The following is a 21,284-nucleotide window of genomic DNA, read 5'->3' as shown; positions in this document are numbered from 1 at the left end:
AATCTCATTTGAAATCATTTCATAAGAAAAACTACTCGAATGAACTAATCTGTTCACTTTAGTTGATTTCCAAATGTAAAGGAGTTCCCGATTTCCAGTGGAGTCCAATTGGACATATTTGTCCAACAAAATAAATCCATTTTTGAGCAAATATGTCCAATTTTGTTAAAAGATTTGGTTTACATATCATGTAAAATTAAACAGAAGTGAAACCCCCCAGAGTTTCATTTCCACTGGAACTCGGCGGCAAACACCATAGAAAATTTTTATTTTCTCTTGTGAAACAAACACTCTCCCCTATTAGATCGACTTCCTATTTAAATATTTATCTATGAACAGCTTATAAATGTCTAAAATTTTTTACTGAAAAAACATACAAAGTTGGTGTACAAAAATGTACATTATATGAACATTGTTTACTTTACAATTGTAAACATGACGCTGTCATATTCTTTACATATTTTGTATCGTCAAAAATTTTGTGGGATACCTCTCTCGTGGAGTTCCAGTGGAAATGAAACTCTGGGGGTTTTTCGATAAAGATAGAAATGCTCAAATACTTATAATAATAGCGAGACGCTCAATTATTACTCAAAAGGTGAAGAAAGAATCAGACGAAAGCTGTCTTAAGTACGTCCGCACAGCCACACTTTCTCTCCTCTGGGATTCTTGGAATTGCCTTTCTTAGAAGTTTCTGAACTTTTTCCTCATTTTCTTTCATGACTCTGAGGACTTCTTGAGCATCTACTGGTTTCTCTGCCCAGACATCGTAGTCAGTGACTGTTGAGATGTTTACATAACACATTCCAAGTTCTCTGGCTAAGTTGACCTCTGGTACAAGGGTCATTCCGATGACATCTGCAAATTGTCTAAACATCTTCGATTCTGCTCTAGTTGAGAATCTGGGTCCTTCTATACATATGTAAGTTCCTTTTTCGTGAACTGGTAGGTTTAGCTCTTTTGCCGTTTCAATAAATATTTTCCTCAGTTCTGGACAGAAGGGATCTGCCATACTTATGTGGGCAACCCTTGGTCCGTTATAAAATGTGTACTCTCTCTTCTTTGTGAAATCAATGAATTGGTCGATTATCACTATATCTCCTGGCTTATATTCTTCCTTTAGTGAGCCAACTGCGTTTATTGCTATCACTCTCTCCACACCTAACTCTTTAAGGGCCCATATATTTGCCCTGTAAGGAACTTCGTGGGGAGGGAACTCGTGATATTTTCCGTGTCTGGGGATAAATGCAACTTCTACACCTTCAATCTCTCCTATTTCTACTGGAGCTGAGGGTCTACCATAGGGTGTGTGCACTTTTACAGTTTCCTTTGGTTCAAAGACTCCATATACTCCAGAACCGCCTATGATTCCTATCTTTGGCATAGCCATCACCTTGTTAATCTCGGTGGTTTTTGGATTTAAGAGTTGCTTTTCCAGTGGAAATGATACTCCAAAACCTTAACTACCTTTGATGTGAAATATAATTTGGTGGTCGGATGACGAACGGGAGTCCAGTAAAGATAGTCCTTCCTGAGGTTGAGAGTGCTGTTCTGATAGAGGGGTATCCTGGAATTGGGCTGGTTGGACATATAGCGGCAAATTTCCTTGCAAAGGAACTTAAAATGGAAATGATAGGATATGTCGAAAGTCCATTTATCCCGCCTATGACACTAATCCTTGAAGGGAAGCCCAATCCTCCTCTCAGATTTTACGGCAGGGACAACTTAATTGTCGCCGTTGCAGATATCTACCTCCCTCCGACGTTGATAAATGAGATAGCGAGGGAGCTGGCTGAGTACTTGAAGAGAGTTAACGCTGAGAAAGTAATATCTCTTGGAGGTATGGGAGTTGGTTTATTCAAAGAGAAGTTTGAGGTTTGGGGGGTTGGAGGTACTGAGGAGGAGAACCGGGAGCTTGAGGAGCTGGGAGTAAAGATATTGAAATTTGGCTCAATAAGTGGAATGAGTGGAAGGCTGTTGTGGGAAGCATCTAAACTCGGTCTTAAGAGCTACGTTCTGTTGGGAGAAACGTTTGGTGATAGACCTGATCCAAGAGCAGCTGCCAACGTTGTGGAGGTCCTGAAGAAGATGCTCAACTTTGAAGTTTCTACAGAACCTCTAATTAAGGAAGCTGAAATGATTGAGGAGCAACTCAGGAAAATGCATGAACAAATGGAAGAGGCAAGGAGAAAAGTTGAGAAGCAGTATGAAACTATGTATTTGTGAGGTGGTTAAAATGGAACTTCCTCTTCTCTCTGGAATTGCAAGAAGAGCTTTGGATGCTTTGCTTAGGAATCCCTTTCGAACCATAGAAATAAGGAGTGCTAAGAACTATCTTGTTCTTGAGAATGTCAAAGAGGGGGATCTTGTTTTTCTAACCTATGAATCGCTTGAAGATGTTACAAGAGGTACTGAAGGCATTGTTGCGAGGGTTATCAGAATAGAAAGGACTTCTCAGAGGATACCTTGGGAGGAGAGTGATGAAAGGGAGATTAATATTTGCAGAGTTCAGCTTAGGCTTGTTGGTCTTGGGAGGATAATTGAGGTTGAGGAGAGGAATGGAATAGTCTTTGTGAAGGTTAGAGAAATGATGCATCACGAAATGAACATGGGTTAGAAGAAATCTAGTGTTTTTTGCTTTCCTCTTGACTTTTTATCTTTCCTTTTTGGCGGTTCAAGTCTCTTGAATTCTAGTCCTTCCTTCTCAAGCAACTTTCTAGCTCCTTCTGTTAAAGAGGGGGCAACTAAAATTCCTCTAACTTTTCTCTTATATTCTTCTTTTAAGGATTCAACGTATCTTTTTAGTTGGCTAACGGCATGTAAATCGGCTCTTCTTCTTTTCAGCTCTAGAACTACGATATTTCCCTCCTTGTCAACTCCCAATATATCAACGATTCCGTGTTTTATTGGCTTCTCTCTGAAGAGGGGCTTAAATCCCTTTTCAATTATATCTGGGTTTTGAAAAATTAATTCGGCCATTTCAGCCTCGCTACCTGTTAGAGCAAGCTCTTCGTAATCCTCTGCAAAGAACACTATCCCAGAATATGCCTCTAATACTTCAACTTCAAGCTTTTCCCTAGGTTTTCTTCTAATGCTTATTATGGTGTTTCCCTCTATCCTTACTGAACTTCCTGGGGGCTGCCAGTTCACAGGCTCCCTCTTTTTATTTTGATGAATCAGAAAACTTCCGTCAGGTTTAATTATAATTATCCTATCTCCTTCTCCCAGCTCGCTTTTTGCTCTCCCTTCATAATAGACCTTGCATTTGGCAAATATTGTAATGACTCCCCCATATTTTTCAGCAATATCCAGTAGCTCTTTAATTTCATCTGCCGTTGGTTTCTCTTTAATAATGACTTTGTTCATAGTCATTTGGTAATTTGTGAAAAGGTTAAAAAGATCATTCCTATCTAACTTCCTGGGGGCTCAAATGGTTGATATCCATCAGTTTCTTTGGGAGTATTTTATCAGGCCAATGTACACGAGGGAGGGATATAATCCAATAAACACCCTTGTGTATGCCTTGGTATTTGGATTTGCCGTGATATATACCTACAGGTACATAATAAAGCCCCTCAAAATAAAGGTCGATGAGAGGTTATTTCTCGCAGTAACCCCTATGGTTATTTTTGGAGCTACTGTTAGGGCTTTGGTTGATGGTGGAGTTCTAAAACCGAACCCGTGGATTCTAACTCCGGGGATATTCTTTACGGCATTCTTCTTGATAGTCCCCGTACTTATCGCTGACGTTAAGTTGAGGCTTTATCCAAAGTTAACATTCGCTTGGGGGGTTGCATTGGCTTTGTATGCTAATTATCTTCTCGTGATGAACGCTAAATGCTGGAAACCCTATGAATTAACGCTTCTTCATACATTCATTAGTTTTGTGGCTGTGCTTATCTTTTACAGGTATAAACCCTTTGAGAGACTCTATTTATATCCTGTCCTTGCCCATTACTTTGACATAGCTTCGACCGTTGTGGCCATCCATTTCTACCACTATAGGGAGGTTCATTGGATTGAATCTCATCTTGTGAGTTGGCTAGGTGCTTACGCTTATTATCCCTGGATAACGGTGATACTCATTGCGGTATATTACATACTTACGAAAATGGTTCCGGAGGAGGAAGAGAGAAATTATTGGTATTTGGCGATTTATATCCTTGGGTTGGGGCCTGGGATAAGGGATCCTGCTCAGATGGTATTGCAGATAGTTTGTCAATGAGGAAACCGGCACTGTCTGATAGGTGATGAGCACTCGGTTGTCCGAGACGGAAATGTTAAATATCTCCCCACTAACTTAATCTGTATGTTTCGGAAGCTTGCTTCAGAACCCTCTCTAAACGTGTTTGGTGAGATATCTGAGATTGTAGGGTCTCTTAGGCAAGGCGATATAGCTGGTATCATAGTTACGGATCAGCTGGCTTATTCCTACGTCCTAAACTTGATCCTTTCTTCCGTCGGCACCTTCTACTATATGGATGTATCATCTAGGATACACTCTGGTGATATTTTATTTGCAAGAGTTTACTCTCTTGAAGACGTTTTTTCTGCACTAGAATTTGTTGATGAGAGCTCTGTGATTGCCGTTGGCTCATTCAACGTTCTTGGGATTAATGGGAAACAGCTTTTTGAAATAAAAAAGATGATTGACAGTAAGGGGCTTTATGGGGTGTTCATTGCAGAAGAGCAAAACTTAAATGAACTTGACATACTTGGAGAGGCTAGAAGAATTTTTGATGTACCGGAGCTGTTCGAGCAGCTTTTGGTTGTAAGGGTGTCTCATTATAGGGGAAAGTATAAGGCCGGACTAACTGTTCTTAGAACTTACTTAGACAATTTAGCATCTTTGGGAGAGCATGAGCTCTCTGTCAAAGAAGAACTTTTATTCCCAGGTAAAGTAGGGCAACAGAAAGAATAATGCCGAGAGCTAGGTAATCAATCTTTTTCATCTTCAGGTCTACTAAGTATGTTCTCTTTTTTGAGGCTCCAAATGCTCTGCTTTCCATTGCTATTGCAAGCTCATGGGCGGTTCTTATGGTTATTACAAGTAGGGGAATTATTATTGTTGCCATTTTCTTTGCTCTCTGGATAAAATTTCCCTTCTCGAGCTCAAGTCCCCTACTCTTTTGTGCGTCCATTACGTTCTGGGCTATCGAGTATATCGTTGGGATGTATCTAAGGGCTATAAGAACGGCTAGTCCGATTTCATAGGGCAACCCTAACTTTGTGAATCCCCTAATCAAATCCCTCTGCTTAGTTGTCATCATGAGGCCGAAGGCTATTAATGTAATTCCCATTATCCTAAATGTATAGGCTACTCCAATAAGAGCTCCTTTTTCCCAAGGATCGATTATTATTGGCCAGCTTATGAATGTTAGGAGAAATATGGGGGTTAGTGGCTTTAGAGCTGTTAATTGAACTTTAAAATCGAGCTTTCCCAAGAATTTAAAGGTTAAGAGGACTAAGATGAATATCAGTGGAGAAAACAGGGGATCCTTGGTTAATAAGCCGAGTGTCGTAAATATTGCCGTTCCAATGATTTTAACCCTTGGGTCCAGGGAGTGTAAGATTGAATCCCTCTCAACGTACAAGGAGAACATCATCTCCTAACCACCTCTTTGTGTGTTGGAAGCTCTATTCCAAAGGATGGAGAGAATATCAGTGATATCCCTGACGAAATCTATTCCTATCTTTCGGGCTATTTTTAATATTTCAGGTTCTTCCAAGCTATATTCTCTAAGATTAAGCTTGAAGAATTCTTTAACATCTCCAAAAAACTTTAATTCTCCGTTAACAAGTAGCAGAACCTTATCGGCAACTTTCATAACGAACTCCATGTCGTGGGTTATTACTATTATGGAGTGCCCTTCTCTTCTCAACGATATTATAACTTTAACTAGTTTTCTCAATGCTCTTTCGTCAAGACCCGTCGTTGGCTCATCAAGGACTAAGTATTTGGGTTTCATTGCAAGTATGCAGGCTATGGCTAATCTCTGTTTTTCACCACCACTCAACTCAAAAGGATCCCTTTCTTCAAATCCTTCAAGTCCAACAACTTTTAAAGCCCATTTAACTCTCTTTTTAACTTCATCTTCGCTTAATCCGAGATTCCTTGGACCAAATGCTACTTCCTTAAAAACTGTTTCTTCAAAGAACATTGAGTCTGGATTTTGGAAAACATAACCAACGATCTTGCTCATCTCAGCAACGCTTCTTTCATTGACCTTTATACCATCAACGACTATCCTGCCTTTTTTTGGTTTGAGGAGGCCGTTCATCATTTTAGCGAGAGTTGTTTTTCCACTTCCGTTTGGCCCAACTATTGCTAAAATTCCTCCTTTAAACTCAAAGCTAACTGATTTCAAAACTGGTTTTCCATTCTCATACCAGAACCACACATCCTTGAATTCTATCATCACATGAGCGTATCCCTCTTAAGTTAAAAGTTTTGAGAAGAGAGAAAAGTTTTTATTGGAAAAAATTTCTCCCCACATTAGCGGGGCCTGAACTCATGAGAAGCCTCTATTCTAAAAGTGGGAAAGGGGAAGGAATATGCAAGTGAAAGTTGACCCAGAGGAAATTAGGAGAATCAAGAGAGAGCTTGAAGCTCTTCAGGAAGAAAAGAGGAACATAGAGCTAAAGCTGGAAGAGCTTCAACAAGAGCTTAACATGTGGATTCAGAAAAGGGATGAGAAGAACGCAGAAGTAAAAAGGCTGAGAGAGAAAGCTAGAGAGTTTAAAGCAAAGAGAGATGAGATAAATGCAAAAATAAAAGAATTAAAGAAAAATAGGGAAGAGATAAATGCAAAGCTTGATCTCCTTTATCAGGAGGCTTTGGAATATAGAACCAAGAGAGACGAGTTCAGGCAGCTTAGAAGGCTAAAAATGCCAAAGGATAAAATAGAAGAGAGAATAGAGAAGCTTGAGTGGGAGCTTCAAACTAATCCAAACATAACTCCTGAAAGGGAGAGGCAGATAGTTGATCAAATTCAGGTTCTTGCAACTGAGCTTGAAATCCTCCAGCAAATTGAAAGATTCAATAATAAGCTCCAAGAAGTCAGAAAGAAAATAGACCAACTCAAGAAAGCTAGAAGAGCTATAACTCTAGAAATTCAGCAACTCGCAAATCAGAGCCAGCAGTATCATGAGCAGATGATCAAGACATACCAGAAGGCAGATGAAGTGAAGAAAGAGGCTGACGAGTACCATCAGAAGGTTCTTGAACTTAGGGAGAAAATAAGGGAAGTTAGAAGACAGCTCAGGGAGCTTGATAGGAAGATACTCGAGTATGACCAGAAGCACAAGGAGTTGATAGCATACAAACTAGTTGCAAGAATGATGGCAAAGAGGGATGCTAACTTCGAGAAAGCAGTCCAGGCACTTGAAAAGTTCAAGCGTGGTGAAAAGCTTACCCTCGATGAGATCCTTCTCCTCCAGAGGTACAATCTTGTGTGAGCGAACATGGAAGTAGTTAAGCACGACGGACCAGGAAGGTTAGGGGTTATAAGGTTAGATCCTCCAGTCCAGACTCCGGCCTTAGCTGGCATTGACTTCACAATTTCTCCTTTTAATTCGTTCTTCTATCCCAAAAATTACAGTGAGTATGACTTTAATTTAGCCCCCGCTATCCCACTAAGCTATTATACTCCTGACGAGGTCATAAAAAAGGCAATAAAGAGGATTTTGGAGGTAGATTATTCAAAATTCAATACATTCTATTTCCCGGCCTTAAAAAGGGACAAATATTATGGAGAGTTCTTTAAAATAATTGAGGAAAATGAATTTGAAGCGATATATATTGGAAATTCGAAGGTAATGGTAAGGGATTATAGGGGATTCGTTAACACAATAAGAGCTTTGAGAGAAAAATTTCCGAATGCTGTTCTAATAACGGATCTTGAGCCATTCTTGTATCCTTTGGCAGTATATCTAGGAATTGATGCATTCGATGTAAGATCCTTGAAAATTTATGAATTTGAAGGCCTTGCCTTTACACAATTTTCCCCAATAATATGGGATTCCCAAGGCGATCCCCTGGAGTTTGCTAGGAGAATGATCAAGCTGATTAAAATTGCAATAGAAGAAAATAAGCTTAGATACCTGGTCGAAAATTTCCTTCCAACAGCTATGAATGTTGGAATCTTGAGAATAGCGGACAGGGAGCATATGGACTACCTCGAAAAATACACTCCAATATCTGACAGAACTGTCGTGTTTATAAGTGACCATTCAATGACGAGACCAGAAGTTTTTAGGTGGCGTTCGAGGGTTATTGAACGATTTAAACCTCCTGAAGATATTGAGCTTCTTCTCATCCTTCCATGCTCTGCTAAGAAGCCCTATTCAAGGTCAAGATCACATACTCTGTATAGAAAGGCCGTTAAGGAGGCGTTAGGAGATAAGTCTTACAGGATTCATGAGCTCATCGTTACTTCTCCATATGGCGTGGTTCCCAGGGAGTGGGAGTGGCTTGCAAAATATGACATAGTTGTTACTGGGCATTGGAGTGAGAGTGAGATTAAATTTGCTGGCGAGCTTTTGGCTGAAGTTCTTGAAAAATATCCAGATATCCCAATAATTGCCCATGTTGAGGGTGGATATAAAGAGGCCGTGAAGATGGCAATGGAAATTACCGGGAGAGACGTCATATTTACTGCAGTTGGAGATTCAACGACTTCAAAGGACTCACTTTCAAGGCTTACAAAGGTGCTATCTGAATACGACCTGAGAGATGTTGACAAGGCTTATCGCAGGTACAGATTTTACGAGAACGTTAGGAAGGTTTTCGATTACTACTTTGGTCTGGGTGCTGGGGAGGCCATACTGCCTGAAAATGCTCAAATAATTGGTTCTAAAATGCTGAGGGTTATTGTAAATAATGTTCAGACTGGAACATTTCAGGAAGGGACTATAAGCGTGACTCCTGCTGGAATGCAGAGAGTTTATGACTCACTGAAATCATACTGGGTCGAGGTTGATTTTGAAATTAGGGGAGATGTTTTTGCCGCTGGCGTTGAGAGTGCTGATGAGCGTATTAGACCAGGCGACTTCGTTGGCGTTGTTAGGGATGGGAAGGTTGTTGCAGTTGGTAAGGCCGTGTTGAGCGGCAGTGAAATGGTGAGGGCGAGGAAAGGTATTGCGATTAAAGTGAAAAAGAGGGCCAAAGGGTGATGGTGAATGAAGTTCATAGTCAAGACACAGATGGATATGGAGGCCGTTGCCGGGAACTACATCAAAGAGGTTCTTCCAAATGCCAAGGTTGTCATAGCTCCTGAGGGGTATCCTGGAATAGTTCTCGTTGAGAGTGATGAGGAGGGAGCATTGGAGAAAATATTAGATGTACCTGAGGTTGAGAAAGTTTACCCAGTTTTGATCGAGGTCCCGGCAACGTTAGAGGATATAAAAAATGCTGCGGAGGAGATAGTTAAGCACATAAAAGATGGTGAGAGCTTCGCCGTTAGAACAAAGAAGAGAGGAAAGAAAGACTTTTCGAGTGTGGACGTGAATGTCGTTCTTGGAGCAAGGATAAAGGATCTTAAGAACGTTGAAGTTAACCTGAGCTATCCTGACAAAGTCGTTCAGGTGGAGATAATTGGAGATAGGGCTTACATCTCCGTAATCCCCGGAGAGGAGTACATGAAGTGGAAGAAATACACAAAGGATAAGCCGGACTGTAGGAAGCTATTTAGGAAGCTAACTGTAGTTCAGATGCCTTATTGGGGAGACTACAAAACTGCGAGGGCTTTTGGTGAGAAGATTGGTAGGGCTGCGCAGGCTTTTGAGATCAAAGAGTTGATTATAGCACCAAAAGAAAAGATGAATGCGTATGAACTTATGGCTTTTATCAGGGGCGTGAAGGAGGGACAGGAGAGTAGATATCAGATTCAAAAGGAAGCATATCCTTGGGAAGTTGAAAAGGTTCCTGTGACTGTTTGGGACCTGTATCAGGTTATAAGAGATAAGAGGAGGAACAGGAGGCTTGTTATAATAACAGACCCCAAGGGGCCAACACTCAATGAAGTGAAAGAGAAGCTTGCTAAGGACATGTATTACGCTAAAGAAGTTGTTGTATTCATAGGCTCGAGGGAAGGTATTCCCGTTGGCTTATTCAGATTTGCGGATTATGTTGTTGATTTGGCTCCATATATGACGTTTGCTACCGAGCATGGAATTCCGGCAACCCTTGTTGCTCTGTGGACAATATATGAGGAAGAATTGAGGAGGAGGGGAGAAATTGGGAAAGATTAAAGAGTTAATAATGTTGTGGAGGTCTAGATGTCCATTTATAAGGAGATTTGAAGAATGGAGAATGAAGAGAAAAGCCAGGGAGTTTAGACTCTAATCTTCTATTCCCCTTTCTGTAATTCTAAAGACCGCTTCTCCTTCTGGAAGGTGTGGAGCATCTATGAGCCTTGCAACTCTCTTTCCACCTTTCCCTTTCCTTAAATAAATTCTAAGTGTTGCAGAGTGAGCAAGTATGTGTCCACCTATTGGCCTTGTTGGATCTCCAAAGAAGGCATCGGGTCTTGCTTGGACCTGGTTAGTTACGAAGACTGCTATTTCATAGAGGTTTGCAAGCCTGTGCAGGTCTGCTAGGTGCTTAGCAAGCTTCTGTTGCCTCTCTGCAAGGGCTCCTCTTCCTATGTACTCACTTCTGAAGTGGCTTGTTAGTGAATCAACTATGAGAAGCTTCACAGGTTTGTCTGTGTGGAGGAGTTCCTTTATCTTATCTTCTGCCTGTTGGACTAATAGCATTTGGTGATTGCTGTTGAATGCTCTTGCAACGTAAATATGCTTCAGGACTTCATCTGGGTCGAGTCCTCTGTTCTTTGCTATTTCCCTTATTCTTTCGGGTCTAAAGGTATTCTCGGTGTCTATCCAAATAACTGAGCCGTTGAGACCACCTTCCTCAGGTGGTAGCTGAACCATAACGGCTAAAGTGTGGGCGAGCTGGGTGTTGTGGAGAACGAGACCACTGGGAGCTATGAAGTTGTGAGTTTCAGGCACGACGAGATCGTAGACCCAGTCATTGTATTCGATAAGCTTAACTGAAACAACTTCGTAAAACTCAAGTTTCCTTGCGAGCTTTATAATCTCAACAGCTTCCTTGGCGATTTTCTTGTGGTGGTTTATTTCTTTCATCAATGCATCAACTACACGACTCCTCTCGGGTTCGTGCTTGGGTAGTCCCTTAGAGCTGTAGCTTGCTATTTGCTCGTCGGTAAAGCCGTGCTTCTTAAGGACAGTCCATGGGAAAGGAAGCTCTAGATGTTCTCCAGTGAGAAGGGTCTTCTCTGCACGGTCAAGGAGTTTGAGGACTTCTCTGAAGTACTGCTCAAACTGAAGTAAGGTCTTTTCACCGAACCATGTATTTTCTTCTCTAGTGGATAGTTGAGGTGCTGCCCCTTTCTTTGGGAGGCAGAACTTGGAGGAAAGTCTGGATAGATACTTAGCCAAGGCCGGTGGATATCTAGTGTTCTCCTCGATGTTGGGTGTGGTAACCTTAAGCTTGGTTCTCTTGAGGATTTCTGAGATTTTCTCTCTATCCTCGCCAGTAATGGAGACGTAATAGTGAACACTATCTTCTATAAGCTTCTTGGAAAGTATTGGTGAGATGCCAAGGCGTTTGAGGAGGAACATTAATTTCTCCGCTAACTCAGGATTCTCCGTAACTATTTCTATTTTGGACTCAGTAACATGGCCACCTTCATCAATATAGCCTGCAATGAACGCGGCAATTGATTCGTGATCAGCATTGAGCACTTCTTCTGGAATGGGAGTGGTTTCCTTTGCGGTGGACATACCAAGAGAGTAAGCTTTTGAAGCGTCAATTTTCTTCGAGTTTGCAGGGAGCTGTCTTATGCCAACGACGATGTCTCCTGGTTTTATCTCTCCAGCAGGAGTCCATTTGAGACCATCTTGGAAGACGAGCACGGGATGGGGCTTAGTTATCCTCAGAACTCTGCCCTTTGATAGGTGAACCTCAAGGATCTTTCTGACATACTCACGGTAAAGATAGGATGCCTTTGTGCGCCTGATTTCACCGGCCTCTAGGTCGAAGGTATAGACACTAACAGTATTGAGAGGGACGGCAAAGCCTGTGTCAAAGGGTATTTCTCCATTTATTGAGGCGTATTTTTTGTACATCTCTTCAATAGATTCGAAATGAATTGTTGTATCGTTCTCATAGTAAACTTTGGTATCCTTGGCAAAGCACTTTCCACTACCGAACTCACCAAAAACCTCGGTTATTGCCTGTGTTTCAATTCCTCCACCTAAGAGCTTATCTAGGCTTTTGCTCCCTGTGGATATTCTACCAATTGCCTGCCTCTTCTTAAGGTACTCATCGGCCCTCATGAAAGTTCCAAGATTCGCGGCTTTTCTCGCTGCTTGTATTATCTTTATAGCTGCTCCTTCACTTATTCCTGCAATCTCTTTCAGCTCTATTGGGGAGGCAACTGCTATTGCTTCGAGTGTGTCAAAACCTGCTTCTCTAAGTTTTTCTGCAGTGGCTGGACCAACTCCTGGTAAGTCCTCAATTGTTCTTATTTCTTTCTCTTTTTTCTTTTTCTTTGTCTCAACTTCTTCTATTGGTTCAAAACCAAGCTCTTCAAGCTCATCTATCTCCTTAACATCAGCGTTACTATTTTTCTTAGCCATATCACCTCACCTATGAGCGTGAGTTTTCAAGGTGGGTATGCGTTGAGGGATTATATACTTTTCTCATTATCCTAAAAATCTGTTATAAGAGCAATAAAAGGAAAAACAAGGATTTTCATGGCTAATTTTTATTGCTGGCTATGCTTCACTATGCATATTAACTTGGCGCCTTCCGGAACTATCTCGTCAAGTGGTGGGGCTAACTTTATTCTCTCCTTTACGTATCCAATTGGGAGCATCTTTCCCGAGAGAATTTCAATTGCTTCCTTGAACGTTTTGTTCCAGATCCTTCTATCCTCTATTATTACTAAATCATGTCCCGTGCTCGATGCCATTAAGTCTTCGAGCACATCAACAACTTCTGGTTCAAAAATTGAGCTTGCCAATAGTCTTCCTGCCAACCCCCTACTTAAAACAACCCTTTCAGCCCCGGCAGTTTTAAGAATTGGTACACTCTCTTCCCTAAGGGCTTCTACATGGATTTTGGCTTTTGAGAGCCTTTTAACCTTTAAAGTGACAAAAACTGACTTGCTGTCGTTTTCTAGAGTTATTATTACATGTTTCGCTTTTTCTATAGATGCCCTTCTAAGGGTTTCTTCTTCCGTTGGGTCTCCCACTATTACCTCAACTTCCTCTGGAAGGTTTAACTGTCTCTTTTCTTCTTCACTTTCTACAATCACAACTACTCCTCTCTTCTCCACTTCGCCTCTATCCATTGCAGAAATTAGTTCCTCGATGAAGGCCTTTACCCCTGCCCCTTTTCCAATAACTACATAGTGATCATTAAATTTCACGGAGTGCATCCCCATCATCCTCCTTAGCGATGAAGTTAGGAAGTATTCGGCTATGAGAGATACGAGGGCTGTGAAACTTGAGATACCTGCTACTGCCGCTATCATTGCGACAACTCTTCCTCCCTCAGTGGTTGGTGTTATATCTCCATAACCTATCGTTGACATCGTTATTACAGCCCAATACAAGGCCGTGAAGAAGTCAATGTTCTCAAAAGCCATGAATAGGATTGCAAATAGAACTGCTAGGGTTGAGACTCCTATGGCAAGCCATACAAGCCTACTTCTCTTTATTTTATAATGCACCTTCAAGAGCTTTCTGAGTATTGGGACTGGTAGCATGTTTAGATTTCTAAAGGTTTGGAATAAAAAGCTACCTCACCACCCATATTGTTAGCGTCATTAGGACGTAAGTTATTATTGCGAGAATTATATGGGCATATGTCCAGAACTTCTTTCTCTTTTTTGCAAGGAAGATCAGTGCCCCTGAGAGCATTGTTAGGTTCATAAAGGCGAATGTTAGGTAGCCAAGGTTATAATGATCTATCATATCTTACCCACCGGAAAGATGTATAGGGGAATCCCATCAGTTCCAAGGATTTCTGCTACCCTATCTTCATAGAACGCCCCTACGGCTACCGTTCCTAAGTTTAAGGCTGTGGCCTGGAGGTAGATATTCTGACCTATATGTCCAGCTTCCATATGGACGTACATTTTTCCCCTTTCACCGTAGTATTTAGTTGTCCTCTCATAGTACGCAACCAAAACTATATCTATTGCCGCATTACCCACCCATGCCTGATTCAGTGCAGCTTTTTGAAGTGCTCTCCTGTAATCCCCTTCCTTAACTAAAGTTATTGAATGCGTAAATGGATCGTAGTGGTATATTCCAGGCTTTAGTCCGCTTACCTTCCCAACGACCACATATATCTCGAAGGGATACGTTGCCCCAGCACTTGGAGCTGCCCTAAACTTTCTTCTTGGTTCTGTTATTCCTTGAGCCGCCCAAAGAAGCTGGGAAAGTTCTTCAAGTGTAAGTGGTTCGTTTCTGTATCTTCTTATGCTCCTTCTCTTTGCTATGGCTTCCTCAACACTCATTTCTCCCTTTAGTCTGGGTTCTGGCAGCTTTATGCTTTCCCCAGTCATCGATACGCCACCTCTTTCTCTTGGTATGTAAGGCTTGAGTAGCACTAATAGGCTCCCAAGTATCACAAGGAAAACAGTTAACCATGCAAGCCACTTCATCTTTATGAATTAGTGTTCATATTATTTAGCTTTTTCTTAATCTCCGGTACAATGGGGTTCTCCCTACGGGGGTTTTGGTGTAATTTTGTGGAGTTTTAATCCTATTCTCTGTTTTTCTACTGCCATGACCCCGTAGGGATTGGTCTTCATCAGCCCTTCATCGGGTGAACCCTCAAAACCTCCAACCCATTCGGGGGAACCCCAAACGCCCCACATCCGAAGGTTCAACACGGCAACAAAATCCCTATCCTCCACAAGCCCACAGTTAGGACACTCCACCAACCGCCCCTCTCGGGGTATTAACCGACCCCCGCATACGGGGCAAACTCGGGAAGAATTCCTCGGATTAACGTAAACGACAGGAACACCAAACCACTTCGCCTTGTACTCAATCAACCTCTCCAACTCACGAGCATTCCACTTGGAAAGCTTCCTATTCAGTTCCTTCGAACCATTCAACTTTTCCTTTATCCCCCTCAAATCCTCCAGGATTATGCCCATCCGCTTCTCCCTTGCAATTTCAACGATTTTATTCGCAAGCTTGTGCAGGAAGTCTTTCACCCTATTCCTCTCCCTCCTCGAATACTTTTCCAGCAGTTCTTCGCTCAACCTCCTATTCCAAGCGGAAATCTTCTGAGCCCTCCGCCTCTTCAACTCGTAAACACGGTGAATGTGGTACAATTCACGGGTGTCAAACCTGTACACAGTCAATCCCGCAAGGACGGTAACGTTCGTCAAGTTTATGTCAATACTCATCCAGTCTCTCGGCTCGAAGTATTCCACACTTTTTACAAAGTTGAGGACTAACCTATCGGGGAATAGGAACAATCCGCCGAGTCTGAGTTTTCCCTCCAAAACTTCCTTCAGGAACGGTAGGATATGCGGGTAATTTGCCAGATTTACTTCCAGATAGTGTTTCCTTGGGGTTATTGTTATCCTCAGCACGGAACCCTTAAGCGTGAAGAGTGTTGACTTCACGTAGACGAACTTTTTCCTCAGTCTTGGCTTTCGAACTTTCTTGCCCTTCTTGAGTTTTTTCTTGTAGGATTTTACGAGACCGAGCATTTGGTTTATTGCTGAATCAACGTAGTGAGTTGCATAACTCCAGTTTTCAAGGAGTTTGTCACGCAGTTGTTTTCTCTCAACCTTCGTGAATTTTTCAGCGTTGAGGATTTCTTGGAGTGCTTTTCTTGCCAGTTTGTGGTATTCTTCGATGAACTCTAGAATGACCTCGTCAGCTTGGATTGGGATTGAGTATGCTCTGATGATGGTTTCATTCTTTGAAGAGTTGTTTTGCATTCTTCACGACCTCTTTGTACTTGTGAGAACGCATTCCGTATAATTTACCGGCAAAGTGGGAGATTATTGTTATCAAGTCCTCAATGAGTTCTTCTTTTGGTTCTTTTTGTGTTTTGTTGATGACTATTATCTCGGTTCCAAAGGCTTGAAAGAGTGTCTTGAGTGTTTCAAAGCCGAACCTTGTCAATCTGTCTGGATATGTTATAATGACTTTCGAAACTTCCTTATTCATCACCATTCTGAGGAGTTTTTGATAATTTTTCCTCTTCTCGTTTAATCCCGAGCCAATGTCCTTGAGGATTTCTACACTCCAGCCCTTTTCTTTCGCATATTGCTGGATTGCTTGGATTTGTCGCTCCAAGTCGTCTTTTTGCGTCCTGCTTGACACTCTTGCATAACCGATGATTTTTCTCTCCTCGTGGATTCCAAGAATCCTCTTGATCTCACTCTCTGGAATTCTCCTCCTCCCGCCCGGAGTTCTAACAACTCTAATTTTTCCCTGTTTATCCCAATTCTGGAGAGTCTTCACAGTAACGCCAAGAATCTTTGAAGCCTCTTTCAAAGTATAATGCCTCTCCATACTACCCACAATAACAATCACACACAACACCCATATATTTTTCCTATAATTTTCTACAAAAACAAAAACAGTTTAAAACGGCAAAATAGTGCCAGAGGATGAAGGTAGTTACTGAGATCGTCTCTGCAACTGCCACTCCTCTAAAGGATTTCATAGCCCAGATCGCAAGGGAAGTTCCAAGAACAAATGCAAGAATACCAACAATTCCGTGTCTTCTTTTCTCAGGAAGTAGTGAAATTGAAGTTCCAAGAACTGCCAAGAACGTTGAGATGAAAAAGGTCCAGCTGACATAGTAATGAGGAGGTGTCCCTTCTGGGAATGCTCCCACTAGGACTAAAAACATCATTCCGAGGGAATACAAAAACCAGCTAATCTTCCAGGGGGTTCTTTTGTCAAGGAATGTCATCCTTATTGAGATAATAAACAGTATTGAGCCTCCAATAATTAATCCCCCGTTCATTATCCAGCTATAGGGTAACCCTACTCTACCTAGGTCGCTTATTGCGTTCTCTGTTATCCTCCACCAGCTTCTGTGGATGAAGTATGATATGATAACCCCTGATATTGCAATTACTGGTCCAAGAATTGCTAGAAAATATTGTACATCTTTTTTGCAGTCCATATCCATAATTTTTAGGAAAAACAAAAAAGTTATTCTGTTGCTTGAATTTCAGGGTGAAGATTCAACGGACTCATATCCTTCATATATCTTCAACTTTCTCTTTGCTCTTCCTCGGATTGCATGTCCCATTAGTCTTACTATTTTGTCGGCTTTTGCTTTTCCACTCCTCATAAGCTTCTTTTCTGTTTTAATCATCTCAACTTTGAATGTGTATCCTCCTACTTCAATGACTTCGCCTACGACGAATTCTTCGTCTCTATTAACAACTACTTTAAATGACTGCGTTATTCCTCCTGGTAGATATATGGAGACTCCAAATACTTTTGGATATGTTAGACTCTCTCCCCATAATGTTTGTATCTCCTCAACTTTGGCTTTCCTAACTCTCTTTCCTCCTGGGAGCTCTATGCTGAGAATCCTTACTTCATCATTTTCAAGTTCTATGACATCCCCGACCTTAATTGTCTCCCCTTCTGGAAGTTCTGCGAACTCTCTAAAGCTTCTCTCGTGTTTGCTCACTATTATTGGGATCTTTCTTATCTTGGGTAGGGTTATTATCCAAACGTGACCGCACTCATTGCACTTTAAAGTGATTTCTCTCCCCCTCTCTTTAATTACCTCGACGTCATCACTCCCACATTCTGGACATATGAAGTATTCTTCCATACTCTCACCCGAGTTGGGGGATTGGTGTGGCGTTTATAAAGGTGTTCTTTCTTAACTAGAATCTGGGGAAGGGTGTGAAGGTTATAATCTTGGGTTCTGGTTCATATAGTGGCACTCCTAAACCTCTATGCACGTGTGAGAACTGTGTTAGGGCTAGATTGAATCCGATGTATAGGAGAACGAGGTTTTCGGTATATTTTGAAGGAATCCTCATCGATCCAAGTCCAGATCTGCACTATCATCTTGAAAGAACTAATAAGAGAGTCAAGGAAGTCTTAATAACACATGCTCATTTTGACCACATTTTTGGAATTCCAGATCTTCAGATTTTCAAGGAAGTCAGCATTAGTTCCAATGAATTGGGAATAAAGGTTGCCAAGGATCTGGCGAAAATTGCGTTTGGTGAGGAAGTGCCTAGAGGGTATAGTTGGAGGTACAACGTACTGGAGTTCTGGAAGGAATATAAGATTGGAAAGGCAAGAGTAGTACACTTTCCAGTGCCTCATTCAATAGAAATGGCTGGAGGTTACCTAGTAGAAATTAATGGAGTTAGAATAGGAATAACTGGGGATACAGGCCCCGAGATATTGAGGGATGAAAAAGTTATAGATCTTCTAGAGGGTGTGGATCTATTAATTTCTGAGATGACTAAAAAAGAATCAATTCCAGGGGTTCATCTCGGTGTTAAGGATTCTATAGAGTTGGCAAAAAAGGTTAGAGCTGAGTATACTGTATTTGCTCATATAAGTCATACTAATTATCCGCATGAAGTTCTCGAGAAGAAGGTTAAGGATTCTGGAATTAAGGGGAAGGTTGCGAAAGATTTTACAATTATAGAGCTCTGAGAGAATATTTCGTACTCAGCCCCTAAGGTCCTCATCACCTTTCAGCAATCCGCCTTTTCATCACAGGAGTATAAAGAGTATTATCCCAATTATTCCACCTAGAAAAGTGGCTATAAAGTTTGTGCCGTTGTTGTCAACTATGCCTCTCTTTTCTAGGGTTGCTCCCACTAGACTGTCTATGTTGGCTCCTATTAAACCTGCCAATGTTACGGAGGTGATAAGCTTTGCCTGTTCGTTGGTAAGTGTCAAGGCCCCTATGGCTCCAATCACAAAGGCACCGATTAAGGCTGCTATCTCTCCAATAAGTGTTATTGCTCCTTCTTCTCCGGGCTTTGCCTTTTTGAAATTTGTAATTAATCTGGGGTTCTTACCTAGGGGCTTTCCTATTTCACTTGCTAATGTGTCCGCATTTGCGGTTGCTATTGCAGAGAATACTGCGGCCCAACCAAAGTCTTTTTTTATCATAAATTCAAGAATGAGGAACAAAACTGGGGCAAGACCGTTTCCTAGGACGTTACCAAGTCCTCTACTTTCATCAAAACTTTTAATTCTCTCTTTCTCATGTTTTTTGAATTTGGTGGCAATTGTTCCCATGATTAGAAATGTCAGTAATGCAAAAAATGTTTGCCAACTCCCTAGCGAGAGAATCACATATCCAAGAACCATTGCCCCTATGGTTCCTTTTAAATCGAGGGCTTTGAATTTGTAGCTTATTGCACCTAATGTTAGTATTATTATAGCTTCTATCACTGCCATTCTGTACGCCCTTGCAGGGAGGGTACTATTTTGGATATTTAAATTTACCGTAGCAGATTATTTTCTCAGACTTCCCTGTCTTTGTTGTTTTTATGTTGAATAAGAAGGGGATTCTTTTTGCCTTGAGGAGGTTTTGTAGTGTGTTTGCTCCTTTAAATAATGAATATTCGATAATTAGCGGATTAAACTAACCTAACTTAGAAATTACCAAGTTAAACTCAAAACGGCAATTATAGTTCAGAACTTTCCAAGAACATTCATTAAATGACAGCTTAAATCAAAAACGGCCAGATTCTTTCGGTATAAATAAATGAAATCCCGTTAATTTCTTTCCGTTAGACCAAAAAACTTTAAAAGCATCTCCATTGCACCCTCAAAATGTAACAGGAATTTGTGGAGGTGAGAGGTATGGATACAATTGGCCACCACTATGTAGTTGAGGCTGCGGGTTGCGATCCTGACATCATCGCTGACCCCGACAAGATTAGAGAGATATTCCTTGAAGCAGCTAAGAGAGGAAACATGGAGGTAAAAGCGAGTTACTTCTTCAAGTTCTCACCAATGGGAGTGAGTGGAGTTGTCATAGTGGCAGAAAGCCATATTTCAGTTCACACATGGCCAGAAAAAGGATATGCGGCTCTTGACGTTTATACCTGTGGTGAGAAGGCTGATCCGGAGAAGGCAGTTGACTACATACTAGAGAAGTTCAAGGCTCAATACGCTCACGTATCTGAGATAAAGAGAGGCATTGAGGAAGAGGATCAAACATTTACCCACACGATACTTACTTGGGAGGAAAAGCTTGACATAAGGAATGGTAAATCTAAATAGGCATGGCACTCTTGATTTTTATCTTTAACTTATGTAGAACCTTGTTTGCTTTTATGAACGTTTTTCTGGAACTTTGAGGTTTTCTGGAATTCTAGTATGTTGAACTTCATCTTGACTAATTCTACCTTCTCTCAAAGGACAATGTCTTACAGAAAGGGAAGTAACTTTTAAATATCCTCAGCTTTATAGTATCTTGAAGTGACTAAAATATGCCTGATCTATGTGGGGGGTGATTGAAGTGGCTAAGAGGGTAAAGACTGGAATACCTGGAATGGATGAAATACTCCATGGAGGAATCCCCGAGAGAAATGTTGTACTATTAAGTGGCGGTCCTGGAACTGGGAAGACAATATTCAGCCAGCAGTTCCTCTGGAATGGTCTCCAGATGGGTGAGCCAGGAATATATGTGGCCTTAGAAGAACACCCAGTCCAGGTCAGACAGAACATGGCCCAGTTCGGATGGGACGTGAGGAAGTACGAAGAAGAAGGCTTGTTCGCAATGGTTGATGCATTTACTGCTGGAATCGGAAAAAGCAAGGAATATGAAAAGTACATAGTGCATGACTTGACTGATATAAGGGAGTTCATAGAGGTTCTGAGACAGGCAATTAGGGACATAAACGCCAAGAGGGTTGTCGTTGATTCAGTAACGACTCTCTACATAAACAAGCCTGCAATGGCCAGAAGCATAATCCTCCAACTTAAGAGGGTTCTTGCAGGAACAGGATGTACAAGTATTTTCGTTAGCCAAATAAGCGTTGGAGAGAGAGGATTTGGAGGACCGGGAGTTGAACATGGTGTTGATGGAATAATAAGGTTAGATCTCGATGAAATTGATGGAGAACTAAAAAGGTCTCTCATAGTTTGGAAGATGCGTGGAACGAGCCATAGCATGAGGAGGCATCCATTCGATATAACGGACAAGGGGATAATAGTGTATCCTGACAAGGTTCTCAAGAGGGGAAGAGTTCTAGAAATTTGAGGGG

The 21,284-nt window shown here is 41.5% G+C and carries 23 protein-coding genes and 1 other RNA gene; 11 read left to right on the top strand and 13 right to left on the bottom strand.

The features are described from left to right. Positions 1-610: 610 nt before the first annotated feature. Positions 611-1,384: an S-methyl-5'-thioadenosine phosphorylase gene (locus PY04_RS01240; RefSeq protein ID WP_014733363.1), complete on the bottom strand. Its 774-nt coding sequence runs from the start codon at positions 1,382-1,384 to the stop codon at positions 611-613. Positions 1,385-1,497: 113 nt separating this feature from the next. Here PY04_RS01240 and PY04_RS01235 point away from each other — a divergent pair, with 113 nt between their 5' ends. Together PY04_RS01235 and PY04_RS01230 are read left to right on the top strand one after the other, a co-directional pair. Beyond that, on the top strand, positions 1,498-2,226 hold the full coding sequence (locus PY04_RS01235) for a proteasome assembly chaperone family protein (RefSeq protein ID WP_014733362.1): 729 nt from the start codon (positions 1,498-1,500) through the stop codon (positions 2,224-2,226). Between the two features lie 10 nt (positions 2,227-2,236). Further along, positions 2,237-2,617 carry a DUF473 domain-containing protein gene (locus PY04_RS01230; RefSeq protein ID WP_014733361.1) on the top strand — a complete coding sequence of 127 codons (381 nt, stop codon included), beginning with the start codon at positions 2,237-2,239 and terminating at the stop codon, positions 2,615-2,617. On the opposite strand, the gene nucS is transcribed toward PY04_RS01230, so the two are convergent. After that, the gene (gene nucS, locus PY04_RS01225; RefSeq protein WP_048055875.1) at positions 2,614-3,366 is read right to left on the bottom strand and encodes an endonuclease NucS; all 753 of its coding nucleotides are present in this window, start codon (positions 3,364-3,366) and stop codon (positions 2,614-2,616) included. The genes PY04_RS01230 and nucS overlap by 4 nt on opposite strands. A gap of 64 nt (positions 3,367-3,430) precedes the next feature. Here nucS and PY04_RS01220 point away from each other — a divergent pair, with 64 nt between their 5' ends. The 3 genes from PY04_RS01220 (at position 3,431) to PY04_RS01215 (ending at position 4,921) form a co-directional block, all read left to right on the top strand. Then, positions 3,431-4,225: a DUF63 family protein gene (locus tag PY04_RS01220; protein ID WP_014733359.1), complete on the top strand. Its 795-nt coding sequence runs from the start codon at positions 3,431-3,433 to the stop codon at positions 4,223-4,225. After that, an RNA gene (locus tag PY04_RS09440) (C/D box small nucleolar RNA) lies at positions 4,218-4,273 on the top strand. Before PY04_RS01220 ends, PY04_RS09440 begins: the two co-directional genes overlap by 8 nt. Before the next feature lie 36 nt (positions 4,274-4,309). Continuing rightward, positions 4,310-4,921: a hypothetical protein gene (locus PY04_RS01215; RefSeq protein WP_048055874.1), complete on the top strand. Its 612-nt coding sequence runs from the start codon at positions 4,310-4,312 to the stop codon at positions 4,919-4,921. Here PY04_RS01215 and PY04_RS01210 read toward each other — a convergent pair. Both PY04_RS01210 and PY04_RS01205 read right to left on the bottom strand, forming a co-directional pair. Beyond that, on the bottom strand, positions 4,872-5,606 hold the full coding sequence (locus tag PY04_RS01210) for an energy-coupling factor transporter transmembrane protein EcfT (protein ID WP_014733358.1): 735 nt from the start codon (positions 5,604-5,606) through the stop codon (positions 4,872-4,874). The two genes, PY04_RS01215 and PY04_RS01210, sit on opposite strands and share 50 nt — an antisense overlap. A 3-nt stretch (positions 5,607-5,609) precedes the next feature. Next, positions 5,610-6,419, bottom strand: a complete 810-nt coding sequence (locus tag PY04_RS01205) for an energy-coupling factor ABC transporter ATP-binding protein (RefSeq protein ID WP_014733357.1) — start codon at positions 6,417-6,419, stop codon at positions 5,610-5,612. A 136-nt stretch (positions 6,420-6,555) separates the two neighbouring features. Here PY04_RS01205 and PY04_RS01200 point away from each other — a divergent pair, with 136 nt between their 5' ends. The 3 genes from PY04_RS01200 to PY04_RS01190 are packed head-to-tail and all read left to right on the top strand — an operon-like array spanning position 6,556 to position 10,251. Then, on the top strand, positions 6,556-7,458 hold the full coding sequence (locus PY04_RS01200) for a coiled-coil protein (protein ID WP_014733356.1): 903 nt from the start codon (positions 6,556-6,558) through the stop codon (positions 7,456-7,458). A 6-nt stretch (positions 7,459-7,464) separates the two neighbouring features. Then, on the top strand, positions 7,465-9,174 hold the full coding sequence (gene arcS / locus PY04_RS01195) for an archaeosine synthase subunit alpha (protein ID WP_014733355.1): 1,710 nt from the start codon (positions 7,465-7,467) through the stop codon (positions 9,172-9,174). A 6-nt stretch (positions 9,175-9,180) separates the two neighbouring features. Then, positions 9,181-10,251 carry an SPOUT family RNA methylase gene (locus tag PY04_RS01190; protein WP_014733354.1) on the top strand — a complete coding sequence of 357 codons (1,071 nt, stop codon included), beginning with the start codon at positions 9,181-9,183 and terminating at the stop codon, positions 10,249-10,251. A gap of 90 nt (positions 10,252-10,341) precedes the next feature. On the opposite strand, the gene radA is transcribed toward PY04_RS01190, so the two are convergent. The 8 genes from radA to PY04_RS01150 form a co-directional block, all read right to left on the bottom strand. Further along, complete coding sequence (gene radA, locus PY04_RS01185; protein ID WP_014733353.1) at positions 10,342-12,663, bottom strand: DNA repair and recombination protein RadA; 2,322 nt, start codon at positions 12,661-12,663, stop codon at positions 10,342-10,344. Positions 12,664-12,791: 128 nt separating this feature from the next. Further along, complete coding sequence (locus PY04_RS01180; RefSeq protein WP_048055873.1) at positions 12,792-13,796, bottom strand: TrkA family potassium uptake protein; 1,005 nt, start codon at positions 13,794-13,796, stop codon at positions 12,792-12,794. Between the two features lie 31 nt (positions 13,797-13,827). Then, a complete protein-coding gene (locus PY04_RS09620; protein WP_014733351.1) occupies positions 13,828-14,004 on the bottom strand; it encodes a hypothetical protein in 177 nt (58 codons plus the stop codon). Continuing rightward, a complete protein-coding gene (locus PY04_RS01170; RefSeq protein WP_048055872.1) occupies positions 14,001-14,699 on the bottom strand; it encodes a SagB/ThcOx family dehydrogenase in 699 nt (232 codons plus the stop codon). The genes PY04_RS09620 and PY04_RS01170 overlap by 4 nt, the downstream gene beginning before the upstream one ends. Positions 14,700-14,762: 63 nt before the next feature. Continuing rightward, positions 14,763-15,998: an RNA-guided endonuclease TnpB family protein gene (locus PY04_RS01165; RefSeq protein ID WP_014733349.1), complete on the bottom strand. Its 1,236-nt coding sequence runs from the start codon at positions 15,996-15,998 to the stop codon at positions 14,763-14,765. Continuing rightward, entirely contained in the window at positions 15,973-16,578 is a 606-nt protein-coding gene (locus PY04_RS01160; protein ID WP_014733348.1) for an IS607 family transposase, read from the bottom strand. Before PY04_RS01160 ends, PY04_RS01165 begins: the two co-directional genes overlap by 26 nt. Positions 16,579-16,621: 43 nt before the next feature. Further along, entirely contained in the window at positions 16,622-17,200 is a 579-nt protein-coding gene (locus tag PY04_RS01155) for a DUF998 domain-containing protein (RefSeq protein ID WP_048055871.1), read from the bottom strand. A gap of 48 nt (positions 17,201-17,248) precedes the next feature. Next, positions 17,249-17,866, bottom strand: coding sequence for an HVO_0476 family zinc finger protein (locus PY04_RS01150; protein ID WP_014733346.1), 618 nt, complete (start codon positions 17,864-17,866; stop codon positions 17,249-17,251). A gap of 74 nt (positions 17,867-17,940) precedes the next feature. Between PY04_RS01150 and PY04_RS01145 the strand changes: the two genes are divergently transcribed. Further along, complete coding sequence (locus PY04_RS01145) at positions 17,941-18,711, top strand: MBL fold metallo-hydrolase (RefSeq protein WP_014733345.1); 771 nt, start codon at positions 17,941-17,943, stop codon at positions 18,709-18,711. Between the two features lie 60 nt (positions 18,712-18,771). Here PY04_RS01145 and PY04_RS01140 read toward each other — a convergent pair whose 3' ends face one another. Beyond that, the gene (locus PY04_RS01140; RefSeq protein ID WP_048055870.1) at positions 18,772-19,467 is read right to left on the bottom strand and encodes a DUF92 domain-containing protein; all 696 of its coding nucleotides are present in this window, start codon (positions 19,465-19,467) and stop codon (positions 18,772-18,774) included. Positions 19,468-19,875: 408 nt separating this feature from the next. On the opposite strand from PY04_RS01140, the gene speD reads away from it, so the two are divergent. Both speD and PY04_RS01130 read left to right on the top strand, forming a co-directional pair. Then, entirely contained in the window at positions 19,876-20,298 is a 423-nt protein-coding gene (gene speD / locus PY04_RS01135; protein ID WP_014733343.1) for an adenosylmethionine decarboxylase, read from the top strand. A gap of 238 nt (positions 20,299-20,536) precedes the next feature. Further along, positions 20,537-21,280: a KaiC domain-containing protein gene (locus tag PY04_RS01130; protein WP_048055869.1), complete on the top strand. Its 744-nt coding sequence runs from the start codon at positions 20,537-20,539 to the stop codon at positions 21,278-21,280. Positions 21,281-21,284 lie beyond the last annotated feature (4 nt).

It is taken from the genome of Pyrococcus sp. ST04 (assembly GCF_000263735.1).
GTDB lineage: Archaea > Methanobacteriota_B > Thermococci > Thermococcales > Thermococcaceae > Pyrococcus.
This window is presented reverse-complemented; position numbering and strand designations above follow the sequence as displayed.